Here is a 16,811-nt window from a genome sequence, read left to right on the forward strand (position 1 = left end):
CCTGACGAACGCCCGTCGCCCCACGCCGAATTCCCCGGTCAGTGCCGCGTCGTCAGCCGCAGATGAAGCTCCTCCTCCTGGTCGCCGGAGGCGGCGGTCGCCTCGGTGACGGTGAACGCGGTCTCCAGCGCCCCGCGCACACGGTCCAGGGCCTCGTGGCCGCCCTGGAGGTCCGCGGTGACCGTCCCGGTGAGGGGCTCCGCCTCGCTGGGCGCCGGCTGGGACGCGGTGTCCACCGTGGTGAGCCAGACCGTCGCGTCGCCGTCGGGGCGCTCGCTCGGTGCGCGGTCCGAGCGGAAGGCCGTGGACAGCATGCGCAGGGCCGTCTCGGCGTCCTGTGGTGTGCAGTCGCTGAGTGCCACGCCCACCACTGTGGGGGCGTAGCCGTGGACGGGAGTCGTGTCGGTCATGGTGGCTGCTCCCTCTGCGTCGCCGGTGTCCTGATCTTCCGGGTACCGGCGACGCGCCGGGTCAAACCCCGAGGTCAGGAGATGCGCGTTCCGATGACGACGGTGGCGTACAGGTCCTCGTCGGCCACCACGCGCGCGTGCAGGCCCGCCGAGCGCACGGCCGCCTGTGCCGCGGCGGCCTGGCGCTCGCTCGTCTCGACGAAGAGGTGTCCGCCGGGCGCGAGCCACTCCGGGGCCCCGCCCGCGACCCTGCGCAGCACGTCGAGGCCGTCGTGCCCGCCGTCGAGGGCGATGCGGCGTTCGTGTTCGCGGGCCTCGGGCGGCAGCAGCGGGACGTCGCCGGTGGGGACGTAGGGCCCGTTGGCCACCAGGGTGTCGACGTGGCCCTTGAGGTCGGCGGGCAGCGGCGCGTACAGGTCGCCTTCGTGGACCTCGCCGTCGAGCGGTGCGAGGTTGCGGCGGGCGCAGCGCACGGCCGCGGGGTCCAGGTCGGCCGCGTGCAGCCGGGAGGGGCGGCGGCCGGCCAGGACGGCGGCCACGGCGCCCGTGCCGCAGCACAGGTCGACGACGACGGCGCCGGGCGGCGTGTGGCCGAGTGCCTGTCGGGCCAGGAACTCGGTGCGGCGGCGCGGCACGAAGACGCTGGGATCGACGGCGACCCGCAGCCCGCAGAACTCGGCCCAGCCGACGACGTGTTCCAGGGGCAGCCCGCTCGCGCGGCGCTCGACCATGGCGGCCAGTTCAACGGCGTCGCGGGCGGTGGACAGCAGGATGCGCGCCTCGTCCTCGGCGAAGACACAGCCGGCGGCGCGCAGGGACTCGACCACGGACGTGGAATCGAGCGGGAGGGGGGAGCCGGTCGACGGGGAAAGCGTCATAAGGGGTGGCCTCTCGGGATGCCGAGCGGGCTCCCGGTCACCGGACGGCCGGGGCCTCGCTCAGCGCGAGCGGGCGGGGCGTACGGCGCGAGAAGGGAGCTCCCGACCTGACACAACGGTGATCGGACTCACCTCCTCGTTCCCTCGCGGTGCTGCACGGATCGCACACAGTACCGCACCGAACACCGCGTCCGATTGCCGCCAGCACACCGCGCGGGAGCCGACGAGGCTGGAGTCCTCGCCGATACCGCCCACCTACGGAGATGCACAGCGATGACCGGCACCACCACCGCCCCGCACGCGCGCGTGGAGGCCCTCGACTGGGCCGCCCTGGGCGCGGAGCTCGACTCCTTCGGCCACGCCCTCACCCCTCGACCGGTCCTCACCGCCGACGAGTGCCGGTCCGTCGCCGCGCTCTACGACGACGTGCAGCGGTTCCGGTCGACGATCGACATGGAGCGCTACCGGTTCGGCCGCGGACAGTACCGCTACTTCGACCACCCGCTGCCGGAGCTCGTACGGGAGCTGCGCGCGGCCTTCTATCCGCGGCTGCTGCCGGTTGCCCAGGAGTGGGCGCGGCGCATGGACAGGGCCGCGCCGTGGCCCGACACCCTCGACGGCTGGCTCGACCGGTGCCATGCGGCGGGCCAGAAGCGGCCGACGCCGATCCTGCTGCGCTACGGGCCCGGCGACTGGAACGCGCTGCACCGCGACATCTACGGAGAGTTGGTGTTTCCGCTCCAGGTCGTGATCGGGCTGGACGAGCCGGGCGGCGACTTCACCGGCGGCGAGTTCCTGATGACCGAGCAACGGGCGCGCGCCCAGTCCCGCGGTTACTCGACGACGCTCCTCCAGGGGCACGCCCTGGTGTTCACGACGCGTGACCGGCCGGTGCGCTCGGTGCGCGGCTGGTCGAACGGCCCGATGCGGCACGGCGTGAGCACGGTCCGCTCGGGCCGGCGCCACACACTGGGGCTCGTGTTCCACGACGCGGAATGAGTGGCTCAGCGGGCCCCGGCCGGGTTGACGTCCTCACCGAGGTACGTGCCGTATCCGTCGGTGACGAGCGGGCCGTCGAAGATGAGCACCTCGTTCACCAGACCGCCCTTCTGGTTGCGGTAGTTGATGACCAGGCTGTTCACACCGACGTAGCTGCCCACCACCTCGAACCGCAGGTCCGGGATGCGCCGCAGCCCCTCCGTCCAGTAGGCGCGCAGCGCGTCCTTGCCGCGCATGACTCCGTCACCGCCGAGCAGTTGGGCGGCCACCGGCGAGCGGAACGTCACGTCGTCCGCGAAGTGGGCCAGCAGGGCGTCCAGGTCGTGCGCGTTCCACGCCGTCACCCAGGAGTCGACGAACGTCCGCGCGGTCACATGATCCATGAGCGCATTATGGCGCCAAGCCGGGAGCCCGTGCCTCAACTCCTGCGCAGCGCCCGGTCCGTCACCGTCAGAACCGCCAGGAGGACACCGAGGACGACGGAGACGCCGGCCATCAGGTGCAGCCCGCTGTCACTGGCGCGCTGCCCGTACGCGAGGGCGATCAGGCTGGAGGCGGTGATGGCGCCGATGTACTGGGCGGTGCGCTGGAGTCCCGCGGCGGAGCCGATGTCGGCGGCGGGGGCGTACTCCTGCACGGCCGCCTGGTTGCAGGTGCCGACGAAGCCCTGCGGGATGCCGAAGCACGCGCCCGCGAGCAGCAGCAGCGCCAGCGGCGTGTCGCCGTCGAGGAACACGAGCAGCCCCGCGCCCGCGGTGAGCAGCACGCACGCGGTGATGAGCGGGCCGCGGATGCTCTTGGTGCGGGCGCCGAGCAGCGAGCAGACCAGCGCCGTGAGCGACATCGGCAGCATCAGAAGCCCGGTGTGTCCGGAGGAGAAGCCGCGGCCCTCCTCCAGCCACTGGGTGAAGCCGTACATCACGCAGTAGATGAGCAGATAGCTGAGGCCGTGGCGGAGGTAGGTGCGGGCCAGCGGGCCGTTCCCGGCGAGCATGCGCACGTCGATGAACGGCGCCCTGCTGCGCAGCTGCCACCACACCAGCACGCCGACGAGCGCGACGAAGGGGGCGAGCAGCCACCACATGGGGTCGGACAGATCGAGCAGGAAGAAGACGAGGACCGTCAGGGCCGTGGTGAACAGGCCGATGCCGAGGGGGTCGAGGGCGGGGCGCGGTGCCGGTTCCCCGTCCGTGGAGCGCGGAGGGTCGCGCGGGATCCACAGCAGGGCGGAGGCGAACGCGATCGCCGCGACCGGCACGTTGACCGCGAAGATGCCGCGCCAGCCGACGACCATGACGAGCAGTCCGCCCAGCGTCGGGCCTACCGCCGCGCTGCCGAGCGACGCGAAGGAGAGGCGGGCCATGACGGGGCGCGGCGGGCGGCGGCCCACCCGGCGGCCCTCGTCGCGCAGCACGGCCATCGCGGCCGGGTAGGCGGCGGAGGTGCCGATGCCGAGGAGCAGCCGGGAGACGATGAGCCAGCCGAAGGCGGGGGCGAGGGCGCCGACGATCCCGGAGACGCACACGACGACGAGTCCCGCGAGGAACACGCGGCGCGGGCCGAGGGTGTCGGCGAGCTTGCCGAGCACGGGCTGGGCGACGGCGCTCGCCAGGTAGAGGACGGAGATCAGCCAGGCCGTGTCGGCGGCGCCGATCCCGAAGTCGTGTCCGATGGCCACCAGGGCGGTGGAGATCATCGTGGTGTTGAGCGGGTTGAGCACCGAGCCGAGGAGCAGGGGCGCGGTCAGCCGGGCCCTGAACCCCTCCTGCCGCGCGGGAGTCTCGCCTTCGCCGGTGAGGACGGCTTCGTCTCCCACGCCTTGTGTCACTTGCGCACCAGCCGTTCGAGGAGCGCGGTGGCCTCGGCGAGAGTGCGCCGCTCGGCGACGTCGAGTTCCTCGGTGAGCGCCTGCGTGAGCCAGCCGTGCTTGGCGGCCCGGACGGCGTCCAGGGTGGCGCGGCCGCTGTCGGTGATGGACACGACGGACTGCCGCCCGTCGTTCGGGTCCGGCTCACGGGCCACGAAGCCCTGTTCCTCCAGGGCGCCGAGCGTGAGCCGCATGGACTGCGGCCGTACGTACTCGCCGCGGGCGAGCGCCGCGGTCGTGCCCGGGCCCTCGGTCTCCAGGCGGGCGAGCACGGTGCGCTGGGTGGGCGTGAGCAGGCTGTCCGGCGACGCGGTGCGCAGCCGGCGCGAGAGCCGGCCGACGACGGTGGCGAGGTCGGCGGCGACCTGCTCGGTGGGTGGCTCGTCCCCTGCTGCTGACTGCGTTCCTGACATGTCGCCACCGTACGAGGTAGACAGGAAGCCTTGCAAGTTACCCTTATGAATCTCCGCGTCGCGCAGGGACGGACCCTGAACCCGTCACAGGCCGATCGCTCCCACCAGTGCCCGCGCACACAGATCCCGTACCTGCTCCCGCGTGAGTTCCGAGGCGTCCAGCCAGTCGAGGCAGACGGCGACGAGGAACGCGAGCCAGCCGCGTACGGCGAGCCGCAGCACGTCCGGCGCGGGGAGCCGGTCGGCGATGTGCGGGTCCGCCGCGAGGGCGGCCATGATCTGCGCCTCGTGCGCGGCGAGCCCCTCCTGGTACGCCGCGCGCACGGCCGGGTCGCCCGCCGCCTCCGCGCGGTGGAAGGCGCGGAAGCCGTGCGCGTGCGTGGTGACGTACTCGAGGAAGGTGTCGAGGCCCGTGCCCAGCTGGTCGTGGACGGGGATGCCGGGTTCGGCGGCCGTGAGGCGCAGCATCCGCCGGCTCTCCCGCTGCACGACGGCGGCGAAGAAGTCCCGTTTGTTCGGGAAGTAGTGGTACAGCAGCCCGCGCGAGACGCCGGCGATCTCCGCGACCTCCTCGATCCATACGTCGCCGTAGGGGGCCTGCGCGAACAGCCTGGCGCCCACGGCGAGCAGTTGCTCGCGACGCTCCTGCGTGCTGAGTCTGCGCCGGGTGCGCTCCCCCGGCGCCGACACTCCCCCTCGCTCCCTGGTCATGGGGCGCACCCTACTGGACATCCCGCTCCTTACTTGACGTGAGTTCAATAACAGGATCAGACTGTGCCGCGTTATTGAATCCACGTCTAACAGTGTGGTCCGGGTGTCCCAACAGGGCATCGGTGCAAGGGAGATGGACACGATGACGACGACGCCGCAGGTGACGCAGACTGCGGGAACCCCACTGCCGCGAGGTTTTCGCAGTGCCGAGCAGGGGTGGCCGCGCCTGGACCGCATCCCGCGTCCGTCCCGCCGGGTCCCTTTCATCGGCGATGTGGTCGGCGCGAACGTCCGCTCCCCGCTGCAGGATTCGATGAAGCTCGCCGCCGAACTGGGGCCGATCTTCCGGCGCAAGGGGTTCGGCAAGGAGATCGTGTTCGTCGCGGGCGCGGACCTCGCGGCGGAGCTGGCCGACGAGTCGCGGTTCGCCAAGCACGTCGGGCTCGGCGTCGCGAATCTGCGCCCGGTGGCGGGCGACGGCCTGTTCACCGCGTACAACCACGAGCCCAACTGGCAGCTGGCGCACGACATTCTGGCGCCTGGCTTCAGCCGCGACGCGATGGCGGGCTACCACCCGCTGATGCTGGACGTGGTGAGTCAGTTGATGAACTCCTGGGACACGAGCGAGGCCGCGGGGCGGGCGGTCGACGTGCCCGCCGACATGACCAAGCTGACCCTGGAGACGATCTCCCGGACCGGGTTCGGGCACGACTTCGGGTCGTTCGAGCGCGAGCGGCCGCACCCGTTCGTCACGGCGATGGTCGGCGCCCTGACCTTCGCGCAGCGCCGCAACGTGGTGCCTCCGCTGCTGTCGTCCGTACTGCTGCGCGGCGCCGAGAAGCGCAACGCGGCGGACCGCGCGTATCTGAACCGCACGGTCGACGAGGTGGTCGCGGCGCGCCGTGCCTCCGAAGGCGGGCCCGGAGACCTGCTCGACCGGATGCTGGAGGTGACGCACCCGGAGACCGGTGAGCGGCTCTCGCCGGAGAACATCCGCCGCCAGGTGATCACGTTCCTGGTGGCCGGGCACGAGACGACGTCGGGCGCGCTGTCGTTCGCTCTGCACTACCTCGCGCAGAACCCCGAGGTGCTCGCCAAGGCGCGCGACGAGGTCGACCGGGTCTGGGGCGATGTCGACGTCCCGGTGTACGAGCAGGTCGCCAAGTTGCGTTATCTGCGGCGGGTCCTCGACGAGTCGCTGCGGCTGTGGCCGACCGCGCCGGCGTTCGCCCGCGAGGCGCTCGCGGACACGACGCTCGGCGGCACGCACCCGATGCGGCGCGGCGCGTGGGCGCTGGTCCTGACGACGATGCTGCACCGCGACAAGGCCGCGTGGGGTGAGGATCCGGAGGCCTTCGACCCGGAGCGGTTCACCCCGCAGGCGGTGCGCGCCCGGCCCGCGCATGTCTTCAAGCCGTTCGGCACGGGCGCCCGCGCCTGCATCGGCCGCCAGTTCGCGCTGCACGAGGCCACGCTGGTGCTCGGCCTGCTGCTGCGCCGCTACGACCTGGCCCCCGAGCCCGGATACCGGCTCGCGATCACGGAGCGGCTCACGCTGATGCCGCGCGGCCTGCGGCTGCACCTGACCCGCAGGTGATCTACCCGGAGGCCCGACGCCCCACATAGGGTGCGTCAATGAGTGCCACCACCACTGACCTGCCCCACGACAGACCTTCGGGGGTCGATCCCGGCGTACCGGAACTGCGCGGTCCGGCTCGTTACTTGGGGTGGCTCATCGCGCGCCAACGCGGCCGGGTCGCCGCCGGGGCGCTGTTCGGCAGCCTGTGGATGGTGGGACTCGCGCTTCCGCCCTACGTCCTGTCGCGCGCCGTCGACGACGGGCTGCGGGCCGGTGACTCCCGGGCGCTGTACGGGTGGTGCGGCGCCCTCGTCGTGCTGGGCGGGGTCAACGCGTGGCTCGCGATCATGCGGCACCGCACGATGACGCGGGTGCGCCTCGACGCCACCTTCCGTACGACCCGGCTCGTCACGCGGCACGCCACCGTGCTCGGGGCCGCGCTGCCGCGGCGCGTCGCGGCGGGCGAGGTCGTCACCATCGGCGTCGGCGACGTCCAGCGGATCAGCCAGACGCTGACGATCGCGGGCCCCGGCGTCGGCGCGGTCGTCGCGTACGCGGTGGTGGCCGGGCTGCTCCTGTCGATCTCTGGCCTGCTCGCCGCGGTCATCCTGCTGGGCGTGCCGCTGCTCGCAGGCGTGCTCGGGCCGCTGCTCACGCGGCTGCAGGGCGCCGAGTCCGGCTACCGGGAGCGGCAGGGTGTGCTGGCGTCGCGGCTCGCCGACCTCGTCGGCGGTCTCGGGGTGCTCGCGGGGCTCGGCGGCAAGGACGTGTACGCGGGCCGGCTGCGGCAGGACACCGCCGGGCTGCGCGCGGAGGGGTACCGGGTGGCGCGCGTGATCAGCTGGATCCAGGCGCTCGCCGTCGGCCTTCCCGCGGTCTTCCTCGCCGTCGTGACGTGGCTGGGTGCCCGGATGGCGGCCCAAGGGGAGCTGTCCATCGGCGAGTTGGTGGCCGTGTACGGGTATGTGGCGATGCTGGTCGTGCCGGTCGAGGCGTTCATCGAGGGCGGCTACGACTTGGGCCGCGGCCTCGTCGCGGCGCGGCGGGTGCTGCGGTTCCTGTCCCTGGAACCCGAGTCGGGCGGACACCGCTCCCCCGTTCCGGGCCCCCCGCCGGGCTCGGCGCTGCACGATCCCGTGTCCGGCGTGACGGTCGAACCGGGGCGGCTCACGGCGCTGGTGTCGGCGCGGCCCGGGGAGGCGGAGGCCGTGGTCGACCGGTTGGGCCGGTTCACGCCGACGCCGGCCACCTGGGGTGACGTCGCGTTGGAAGCGGTGGACCTGGCGGAGGTGCGGCGCCGGATCCTGCTCGCGGCGCCCGAGGCGGATCTGTTCGCGGGGACGGTGCGGGAGGCGGTCGCGGGCCGGTGCGCACCGGACGACGGGGCGGTGGCGGCCGCCCTGCACGCGGCGGCGGCCGACGACGTGCCGACCGGGACCCTCCTGGCCCAGGGCCGCAACCTCTCCGGCGGCCAGCGGCAACGGGTGCGCCTGGCCCGTGCGTTGCACGCCGACCCCGAGATCCTCCTCGCCGTCGAACCGACATCGGCCCTCGACGCCCACACGGAGGCCCGCGCCGCGGACCGGCTCCGGGCGGCGCGCCGCGGGCGCACCACCGTGGTCACGGGCACGTCCCCACTCCTGCTCGACCGGGCGGACGAGGTGCACTTCCTGCACGCCGGCACGCTCCGCTCCACGGGCACCCACCGCGACCTGCTGGCCCACGACGACGAATACCGGCGCTTGGTGGCGCGCGGCACGGACGCCGCCGGGTCGGACTCGGGGGTGGCCCCGGCCCCGGGAGCCGGACCAACCCCGAAAGCCGTCCCAGACCCGGACGCCGTTCCGGACACGGACGCCGTCCCGGACACGGACGCCGTTCCGGACACCGGAGTCGTCCCCGCGGCAGGAGCCGAGTCATGAGTGCATCCCGTTTCTCGCTGCCCGTCGCCGACCGGGCCACCGTGCGTCGTGCCGCGGTCGAACTCGTGCGCGCGGACCGGCGTGGCTTCGGCGCGACGCTGGTTCTCAACTGCCTCGCGGCGGGCGCCGGGATCGTCGGGCCCTGGCTGCTCGGCCGGATCATCGACGATGTCCGGGGCGGCACGAGTGTGGCGCACGTCGACCGGGCGGCCCTGGTGATTCTGTGCTGCGCCGTGGCGCAACTCCTGCTGCTGCGCTGGGCGCGCCTGGTGGGGCACCGGTTCGGGGAGCGGACCGCCGCGCGGGTGCGGGACCGGTTCGTGGACCGGGCGCTCGGGCTGCCCGCCTCCGTGGTCGACAGGGCGGGGCCGGGTGACCTCACCAACCGGGGCACGAACGACGTCGCGGCCGTCGCCGGCGCGCTGCGCGACGCGGGTCCCGACGTGTTCGTGTCGGCGGCGCAGGCGGTGTTCCTCGCGGCCGCCGTCGTCGTGGTCGAGCCGGTGCTCGGCCTGGTCGCCCTGTGCTGCCTGGCGGGCATCCCGGTGGCGGTGCGCTGGTATCTGCGCCGGGCCCGCGCCGCGTATCTCGCCCAAGGTGAGGCCGACTCGCACCTCGCCGAGCAGCTCGCGGCGACGGCGTCGGGTGCCCGCACCGTCGAAGCGTTCCGCCTCCAGGAGCAGCGCATCGAGGCGTGCGAGCGCGGCATCCGGCACAGCTACCGCACCCGTATGCGCACCCTCTCCCTACGTAGCGTCCTGTTTCCCTCGGTCGACTTCTCGTACGCCCTGCCGGTCGCCGCCGTCCTCCTTGTGGGCGGCACCCTCCACGCGCACGGCGGCCCGAGCCTCGGCGCGATCGTCACGTGCGCCCTGTATCTGCGCCAGCTGTCGGGGCCGCTGGACACGATCCTGTTCTGGGTGGAGCAACTACAGAGCAGCGGAGCCTCGTTCGCCCGCGTCGAAGGCATCGGCGGGGCGCCGTCACGCGCACCCGCGCGCGAGGCGGCCGTTCCGTCCGGCGACGCGATACAACTCCGCTCGGTGCACTACGCGTACGAGGGCGGCGGCGATGTCGTCCACGGCGTGGACCTGACCGTGCGGGCGGGCGAACGGCTCGCCGTGGTCGGCCCGTCCGGCGCGGGCAAGACCACCCTGAGCAAGCTCCTCGCGGCGATCGACGCGCCACACACCGGGACGGTCAGCGTCGGCGGCGTCCCGGTCACGGAGCTCGCGCCCGAAGAACTGCGCCGGCACATCGTCCTGGTCACGCAGGAGCACCACGTCTTCCTCGGCTCGGTCCGCGACAACCTGCGCATCGCCGCGCCCGAGGCGGACGACGCGGACCTGAGCGCGGCGCTCGCGGCGGTCGGAGCCGACCACTGGGCGGACGCGCTCCCCCAGGGCCTGGACACGGAACTCGGCGCCGGCGGCGTGCGCCTCGAAGGCCCGCAGGCGCAGCAACTGGCGCTGGCCCGCGTGGTGCTGGCGGACCCGCACACCGTGGTCCTCGACGAGGCGACCGCCCTGCTCGACCCGACGACGGCCCGCCACACCGAACGGGCCCTCGCCGCGGTGCTTCATGGCCGCACCGTCATCGCCGTCGCCCACCGCCTCCACACGGCGCACGACGCGGACCGGGTCGCGGTCATGGAGGACGGCCGGCTGACCGAAATCGGCCCGCACGCGGAGCTGGTGGCGGCGGACGGCGCGTACGCGGCACTGTGGCGGTCGTGGCACGGGACGGGGGCGTAGGGCCGACCGTATGGAGCATGCCGGGCTACTCGTCCGGCGCCGCCGCCAGCGACGCGACGTCCAGCACCCCGTCCAACTCCGCGAGCACGGCCACGAGTTCCGGCACGTCGGACGCGCCCTCGATCTCCATGCGTACGGCCATCGTCCCGATCCGTCCCCGGCCCGGCTCCCAGTCGGCGCTGTCGTTGCGCAGCTCGACGACCCGGAACCCGCGGCTCGTGCACTCCTCGAGGACGCGGGTGAGGACGCTGGAGCCGACCCGGTAGGCGAGGTGCAGGCCCGAGCGCCGCTCCGTGGCCAGGGCCGGCACGCGCCGCGTCAGCCAGGGGTAGCCGCGGACGACCAGGAAGTGACAGGCCGTCGCGGCGAACGCGAGCAACGGCAGGCCGCCGCCGCAGGCCATCCCTATGGCACACGTCAGCCAGACGGTCGCCGCGGTGGTCAGTCCCCGCACCGCGTCGCGCCGCACGAAGATGAGGCCGCCGCCGATGAAGCCGATACCGGAGACGATCTGCGCGGCGACGCGTGACGGATCGAAGGACACGCTGTCCATGCCGAGCACGGAGTTGAACCCGTGCTGCGACACCTCCATGAACAGCGCGCTTCCCACGCCGACGAGGGTGTGCGTGCGCAGCCCAGCACTCTTCTGCTGGACGGCGCGCTCCGCCCCGATCAGCGTGGAGAGCACCAGGGCGAGACCCAACTCGGCCAGCTGCCGCAGGCCTTGCCCGGCGTCCGGGTCGAACAGGGAGAACGCGAGCGAGGACGACAAGAGCGGGACCCTCCTCTCCATCGGATTGATCTTCCCGAGGGTAGTCCCGCGTCCGCTCGGCCGGATTGTCAGACCCATGCGCAAGAGTGGAGTCATGAACGGGACCAGGAATCACGGACAGCTGACCATGAACCCCGAGTTGGCCGCGGCGCAGGCCTGCCTGCGCCTCATGCACACGGCACGCGCGGCGCTCTCCTCATCCGAACCACCGGCCACGGCCGCGGTGCTCACCGTGCCGATCGCCGAGGCCGACGAGGCGCTGAGCAGGGCGGGCCTCGCGGGAAACGAGGCGTGGTTGCTCGAGCGGATCTATGGGCTGGGCCTGGAGGCCGAGGCGCCCTAGGTCCTGTCGTCAAACTCCCGTCGTCGCCCGAAGGGCGGCCCGGCGGCGTAGTGGGGCCTCCCCTGCTCGAGCGGAGCCGAGAGCTTGGGGAAGCGTGCGATCGCAAGGCGCCGGAGAGTCCTAGTAGCGGAGCTACTCGGGCTTCTCGGCAACGCCGCGAGCGTGCGTGCCAGACGCCGCCGGGCAGACGGGAGTTTGAAGACAGGGCCTAGCATCGGCCCTGATCCACATCCGGTGCGCCGGTCGTGATCCGGCGCATCGCCACTCCTCCGGCTTGCAAGGAGCTCGACGTGACGACTGTCCCCTCGGACCAGCCGCACCGCATCGACCCGTCCGGCGGCTGCCCGCACGCGCGCAACGCCCGGTTGCGCGCGGAGGGCGCGGTGGCCGCCGTGGTGCTGCCCGATGACGTACAGGGCATGCTCGTGCTGGGCCACGAGGCGCTGAAGGAGTTCCTCGGGCACAGCGATGTCGCCAAGGATGCCCGGCACTTCGCGGCGCTCGCCGAGGGCCGGATACCCGAGGGGTGGCCGCTGCGTACGTTCGCGACGGTGCGCGGGATGACGACGGCCGACGGAGAGGACCACCGGCGGCTGCGGTCCCTGGTGAGCCGGGCGTTCACGGCGCGGCGGGTCGAGGCGCTGCGGCCGCGGGTGGAGGCGCTGACGGACGAACTGCTGGACGGGCTGGCCGCGGCGGCGCGGGACGGGGACGGCGTGGCCGATCTGCGACGGCACTTCGCGCTGCCGCTGCCCATGGGGGTGATCTGCGAACTCTTCGGCGTGGACGCGGAGTTCAGGGGCAGGCTGCACCAACTCTCCAGCGAGGTCGTGGCCACGAACATCGCACCGGCAAGAGCCGTGGCCGCCAACCAGGAGATGGTGTCGGTGCTCGCCCAGGTGGTCGCCGCCCGCACGCGGGAGCCGGGCGACGATCTGACGAGCGCCCTGCTCGCGGCCCAGGAGGCGGACGGGGACCGGCTCAGCCGCGAGGAGTTGATCGGCACGCTCATCCTGTTCGTCGTCGCCGGGCACGAGACGACGCTGAACCTGATCACGAACGCGGTGCGCGCGCTGTGTGCCCACCGCGAGCAGCTGGCCCTCGTGCGCGACGGCGCGGCGAGCTGGGCGGATGTCGTGGAGGAGACGCTGCGCTGGGACAGCCCGGTCAGCTACTTCCCGTTCCGCTACCCGACCCGGGACCTCACGGTCGACGGCACGCTGATACCGAAGGGCACGCCCGTGCTCGCCGGTTACACGAGCGCGGGCCGCGATCCGGCGGCGCACGGCCCGGACGCCGACCGCTTCGACGTCACGCGCGCCCAGCCGGGCCGGCATCTCTCGCTCGGGCACGGGGCGCACTACTGCCTGGGCGCCCCGCTTGCCCGGCTCGAGGCGACGGTGGCCCTGGAGCGCCTCTTCACCCGGTTCCCCGCGCTCGACCTGGCCGTGCGCGAGGAGGAGTTGCCCGTGAACGCGAGTTTCGTGGGCAACAGCGTGATCGAGCTCCCGGTGCGGCCGGGCCCTGACGCCCGCCACGGCTGACGCCCACCCCTCAGGCCTGACAGCCACGCCGGACGCCCGCACCCGACGCCGGGTCGCCCACCGCACCGCTGCGACACTGGCGTCATGGATCGCCCCCGCACCGATGCCTACCTCCGCCGCATCGGCGCCGACCGCCCCTCGGCGCCGACCGCGGACGCGCTGCGCACGCTGCACCTGGCGCATCTGCTCGCCGTGCCGTTCGAGAACCTCTCCGTGCACCTGGGCGAGGAGATCGTCCTCGACGCGGACGCGCTGGTCGCGAAGCTGGTGGACCGCCGTCGCGGGGGCTTCTGCTATGAACTCAACGGCGCGTTCGGCACCCTGCTCTCCGCCCTCGGCTTCGAGGTGACGCCGCTCCAGGCGCGGGTCGTGGGCCAGGACGGCCGGCTCGGCATCCCGTACGACCACATGGCGCTGCGCGTGCGCACGGCCGAGGGGACGACGTGGCTCGCGGACGTCGGGTTCGGCACGCACACGCACTATCCGCTGGCCTTCGGCGAGCGGGGCGAACAGCCGGACCCGGGCGGCGTGTTCAGGATCGAGGACACCGACACCGCCGCCGATGCCACCGCCGCCGAGGGCGACCTCCTCGTGCTGCGGGACGGCGAGCCCCAGTATCTGCTCGAGCAACGCCCGCGCACGCTGCGGGACTTCGAGGCGGGCGCCTGGTACCACCGCACCTCACCCGCCTCCCACTTCACACAGTCCCTGGTCTGTTCGCGGCTCACCGAGGACGGCCGGATCACCCTCAGCGGTCATACGCTCACCACCACCGTCGGCGACGACCGCACCGTCACCGAGCTCCCCACCGACGCCTCCGTCCTCGAGGCCTACGACCAGCACTTCGACATCCTCCTCGATCACGTACCGCCGGAGCCGAATCCGGCGGAGGGCTGACGCCCGACGCCGCCCGCTGGTTATGCTCGGCCGAAGCGTTCAGCAAAACGCTCAAACGAACAGCGGTACCAGCGGGACACGAGGGGGCCATCAGCATGCGCGAACCGGTCGATCTCAGGCGGCAGCGAATCCTTGCCGCCGTGCAGGCGCGCGGCGCGACGCGGGTCAGCGATCTGGCCACGGAGCTCGCCGTGTCGGTGGTGACGCTCCGCCGCGACGTGGAGGAACTCGCACGCGCGGGCAAGCTGCGCCGCGGACACGGAGTCGCCCGACCGATCTTGCCCGAGCAGGACGAGGGACACGATCAGCGACAGGAGCGGCGCGAAGCCCGGGCGACGGCCCCGAACGTCGATCTGGACGGCGGCCCGGACGGCGGCCCCATCGCCGTCGTCGTCCCCGAGCGGCACGCGTACCTGTACGAGATGCTGCACGGCGCCCGCACCGCCTTCGAGGAGGCCGGGGTCCGGATCGCCCTGCACATCGCCCCAGCCGCCCCTGGCGCCGAACAGCCCCTTGTGGAGCGGGCGTTGGCGGACGGGGCGCGCGGCCTGCTCATCGCCCCGCGCTGGCGCAGCCTCGCCACCGAGGAGGCCGACTACGCCTGGCTCGCTCGGGTCGACGTGCCCACGGTGGTGATGGAGCGCCGGCCGCGCAGGGGCAGCGCGGTGCACGCCGTGGACACGGTGTGCACCGACCACTGGTACGGCGTGCACCTCGCCGTCGAGCACCTCACGGGCCTCGGCCACCGCCGTATCGTGCTCGCGGCGCGCGACGACAGCCCGACGGCTCGCGCGGTGCGTGCCGCGTTCACCGAGATCGCGGCGGACCACCCGCAGGTGGACAAGTGGGCGGTCGCCCTCAGCTCCCCCCACGCCGTTCCCGAGCCGGAGGCGGAGGCCGGCGAGAAGCCGCTCGAACTACCGCCACTGTTGGAGGAGTTGAGTGCCACGGGCGTCCTTCTGCACGGCGACGTCGACGCGCTGATGCTCGTCCAGTCGCTGCGCGACGCGGGGGTGCGCGTCCCGGAGGACTGCTCCGCGATCGCGTACGACGACGTGGTCGCCGGGCTCGGCAGCACTCCCCTGACGGCCGTGTCCCCGCCGAAGGCGGAGGTCGGACGGGCGGCGGCCGAGCTGCTGCTGCACCGCCTGGGACGGGGCGCGGGTGCCGGTCCCGCGCACCGGGTCGAGCTGCTGCCGACGCTCAAGGTGCGCGGTTCCACCCGTTCCGCCCCGTATCGCGACCCGCTGCCCTCAACCCGCGCCGCACACTGAGCGTTTGACCGTTTCATTTTCTTCTGATCGATCTATTGACCGCATCTCGTGAACCGATCAGGATTCCCGTGACTCGAACACGCAGGAGCCGCGGGAGGCGCCCATGCCTGGTCGACAGAGCCGTCGATCGGTGCTCGCCGCGATCACCGCGCTGCCCCTGACGGGCGCCCTTGGCGCCTGCAGCGGGAACGACAGCGCGGCGTCGGCAAGCTCTAGCTCAAGCAGGACAGGCAAGACGACCATCACCTTCTGGTCCGCCCTTCGGGGCAGCCAGGAGGTGGTGGACGAGTTCAACAAGACGCACGATCACATCCAGGTCGACTACCAGCAGGTCCCGTCCGGCACGCAGGGCGGCTATCTGAAACTGAGCAACGCGGCGCGCGCGGGCAACGCCCCCGATGTCGCCACCATCGAGTACCCCCAGCTGCCGGGCTTCGCCATCGACGGTGTCGCACGCGACATCACCGACCTCGTCAGCGACAAGCTGCGCCGCAAGCTGCTTCCACAGGCGCTCGGCCTGACCACGTTCGAGGGGCACACCTTCAGCGTGCCGCTGGACATCGAGCCGATGGTGATGCACTACCGCAAGGACCTCTTCGACAAGTACGGCTTCGAAACCCCCACCACCTGGGACGAGTTCGCGGAGCTTGCGCGGAAGGTGCGGCGTACCGGCGGCGGGCGCAGGCTCACGCTGTTCCCCACCGACGGGATGACGCAGTTCGCCGCCTGGGCCTGCCAGGCGGGCGCCCAGTGGTTCGACACCTCGCACGGCGCGTGGAACGTCTCCATGGTGGACGCCCCGACCCGGAAGGTCGCCGCGTACTGGCAGCGCCTCATCGACGAGGGACTCGTCTACACCAACGCCTCGAGCGCCCGCATCGCCGACGCGCAGATCGGCAACGGTCTGGTCCTGACCCGGCTCAGCGGGGCCTGGGACGCGGGCGCGCAGATGAACGCGCGCCCCGAGCAGAAGGGCCTGTGGCGCATCGCACCGCTTCCCCAGTGGACACCGGACAAGCCGTCCCTCGGCACCCACGGCGGCTCCACGTTCGCCGTGACGAAGGACAGCAAGAAGCCCGAGGCCGCCATGGAGTTCATCGAGTGGCAGGTGTCGCACCCCGATGCCCTCAAGGCCCGTCTTTCCAGCGGCGCGAGCAGCCAGTACCCGACCGTCGGCGATCTGGTCCCGGTCGGCAGCAAGGCGTTCGACAAGGCGTACTACGGCGGGCAGGACATCTACCGGCTCTTCGAGGAGGAGGCGCACAAGATCCGTGACGGCTGGGTCTGGGGTCCGCGCATGACCGCGACCGGCTATGTCATGCAGGACGCCTTCGCCCGGGCCGGCGCAGGTTCCGGCACTCTCCTGTCCGCCGCGCGCGCGGCGCAGGACGGCACGATGCCCGACCTGAAGGCGCTCGGCCTCAAGACCACCACCCGTTCCACGTGAA

At 72.7% G+C, this 16,811-nt stretch carries 16 protein-coding genes; 9 read left to right on the forward strand and 7 right to left on the reverse strand.

Annotation, left to right across the window (positions count from 1 at the left end):
- Positions 1–38: 38 nt before the first annotated feature.
- Both ACOKM3_RS00920 and ACOKM3_RS00925 read right to left on the reverse strand, forming a co-directional pair.
- Positions 39–410, reverse strand: a complete 372-nt coding sequence (locus tag ACOKM3_RS00920) for a hypothetical protein (RefSeq protein ID WP_426895862.1) — start codon at positions 408–410, stop codon at positions 39–41.
- A gap of 74 nt (positions 411–484) precedes the next feature.
- Positions 485–1,288 (reverse strand): putative protein N(5)-glutamine methyltransferase, encoded by an 804-nt coding sequence (locus tag ACOKM3_RS00925; RefSeq protein ID WP_426895864.1) that lies wholly within the window; start codon positions 1,286–1,288, stop codon positions 485–487.
- Positions 1,289–1,561: 273 nt separating this feature from the next.
- Here ACOKM3_RS00925 and ACOKM3_RS00930 point away from each other — a divergent pair, with 273 nt between their 5' ends.
- Positions 1,562–2,287, forward strand: coding sequence for a 2OG-Fe(II) oxygenase (locus tag ACOKM3_RS00930; RefSeq protein WP_426895866.1), 726 nt, complete (start codon positions 1,562–1,564; stop codon positions 2,285–2,287).
- 5 nt (positions 2,288–2,292) lie between these two features.
- Here the strand turns inward: ACOKM3_RS00930 and ACOKM3_RS00935 are convergent, their stop codons facing one another.
- The 4 genes from ACOKM3_RS00935 to ACOKM3_RS00950 all read right to left on the reverse strand — a co-directional run bounded on the left by ACOKM3_RS00935 (position 2,293) and on the right by ACOKM3_RS00950 (position 5,278).
- A complete protein-coding gene (locus tag ACOKM3_RS00935; RefSeq protein WP_266718250.1) occupies positions 2,293–2,670 on the reverse strand; it encodes a nuclear transport factor 2 family protein in 378 nt (125 codons plus the stop codon).
- Between the two features lie 35 nt (positions 2,671–2,705).
- The gene (locus ACOKM3_RS00940) at positions 2,706–4,103 is read right to left on the reverse strand and encodes an MFS transporter (RefSeq protein WP_426895868.1); all 1,398 of its coding nucleotides are present in this window, start codon (positions 4,101–4,103) and stop codon (positions 2,706–2,708) included.
- Between the two features lie 8 nt (positions 4,104–4,111).
- Positions 4,112–4,567, reverse strand: a complete 456-nt coding sequence (locus ACOKM3_RS00945; protein ID WP_426895870.1) for a MarR family winged helix-turn-helix transcriptional regulator — start codon at positions 4,565–4,567, stop codon at positions 4,112–4,114.
- An 84-nt stretch (positions 4,568–4,651) separates the two neighbouring features.
- Entirely contained in the window at positions 4,652–5,278 is a 627-nt protein-coding gene (locus ACOKM3_RS00950; protein ID WP_426895872.1) for a TetR/AcrR family transcriptional regulator, read from the reverse strand.
- A 142-nt stretch (positions 5,279–5,420) separates the two neighbouring features.
- Here ACOKM3_RS00950 and ACOKM3_RS00955 point away from each other — a divergent pair, with 142 nt between their 5' ends.
- The 3 genes from ACOKM3_RS00955 to ACOKM3_RS00965 are packed head-to-tail and all read left to right on the forward strand — an operon-like array spanning position 5,421 to position 10,533.
- Entirely contained in the window at positions 5,421–6,875 is a 1,455-nt protein-coding gene (locus tag ACOKM3_RS00955; protein ID WP_426895874.1) for a cytochrome P450, read from the forward strand.
- Positions 6,876–6,913: 38 nt separating this feature from the next.
- Entirely contained in the window at positions 6,914–8,779 is a 1,866-nt protein-coding gene (locus ACOKM3_RS00960) for an ABC transporter transmembrane domain-containing protein (RefSeq protein ID WP_426895876.1), read from the forward strand.
- Positions 8,776–10,533: an ABC transporter ATP-binding protein gene (locus tag ACOKM3_RS00965; protein ID WP_426895878.1), complete on the forward strand. Its 1,758-nt coding sequence runs from the start codon at positions 8,776–8,778 to the stop codon at positions 10,531–10,533. The genes ACOKM3_RS00960 and ACOKM3_RS00965 overlap by 4 nt, the downstream gene beginning before the upstream one ends.
- Before the next feature lie 25 nt (positions 10,534–10,558).
- Here ACOKM3_RS00965 and ACOKM3_RS00970 read toward each other — a convergent pair whose 3' ends face one another.
- Positions 10,559–11,326: an MgtC/SapB family protein gene (locus tag ACOKM3_RS00970; protein WP_426895880.1), complete on the reverse strand. Its 768-nt coding sequence runs from the start codon at positions 11,324–11,326 to the stop codon at positions 10,559–10,561.
- Between the two features lie 73 nt (positions 11,327–11,399).
- Between ACOKM3_RS00970 and ACOKM3_RS00975 the strand changes: the two genes are divergently transcribed.
- The 5 genes from ACOKM3_RS00975 to ACOKM3_RS00995 all read left to right on the forward strand — a co-directional run bounded on the left by ACOKM3_RS00975 (position 11,400) and on the right by ACOKM3_RS00995 (position 16,810).
- Positions 11,400–11,648, forward strand: coding sequence for a hypothetical protein (locus ACOKM3_RS00975; protein WP_426895882.1), 249 nt, complete (start codon positions 11,400–11,402; stop codon positions 11,646–11,648).
- A 290-nt stretch (positions 11,649–11,938) separates the two neighbouring features.
- Complete coding sequence (locus ACOKM3_RS00980; RefSeq protein WP_426895884.1) at positions 11,939–13,192, forward strand: cytochrome P450 family protein; 1,254 nt, start codon at positions 11,939–11,941, stop codon at positions 13,190–13,192.
- A gap of 84 nt (positions 13,193–13,276) precedes the next feature.
- The gene (locus tag ACOKM3_RS00985; protein ID WP_426895886.1) at positions 13,277–14,089 is read left to right on the forward strand and encodes an arylamine N-acetyltransferase family protein; all 813 of its coding nucleotides are present in this window, start codon (positions 13,277–13,279) and stop codon (positions 14,087–14,089) included.
- Positions 14,090–14,184: 95 nt separating this feature from the next.
- Positions 14,185–15,363, forward strand: a complete 1,179-nt coding sequence (locus ACOKM3_RS00990) for a substrate-binding domain-containing protein (protein ID WP_426895888.1) — start codon at positions 14,185–14,187, stop codon at positions 15,361–15,363.
- Positions 15,364–15,466: 103 nt separating this feature from the next.
- Positions 15,467–16,810: an ABC transporter substrate-binding protein gene (locus ACOKM3_RS00995; RefSeq protein ID WP_426895890.1), complete on the forward strand. Its 1,344-nt coding sequence runs from the start codon at positions 15,467–15,469 to the stop codon at positions 16,808–16,810.
- The last annotated feature ends 1 nt before the right edge of the window (position 16,811 follow it).

It is taken from the genome of Streptomyces nidicola (assembly GCF_050106155.1).
Lineage (GTDB): Bacteria > Actinomycetota > Actinomycetes > Streptomycetales > Streptomycetaceae > Streptomyces.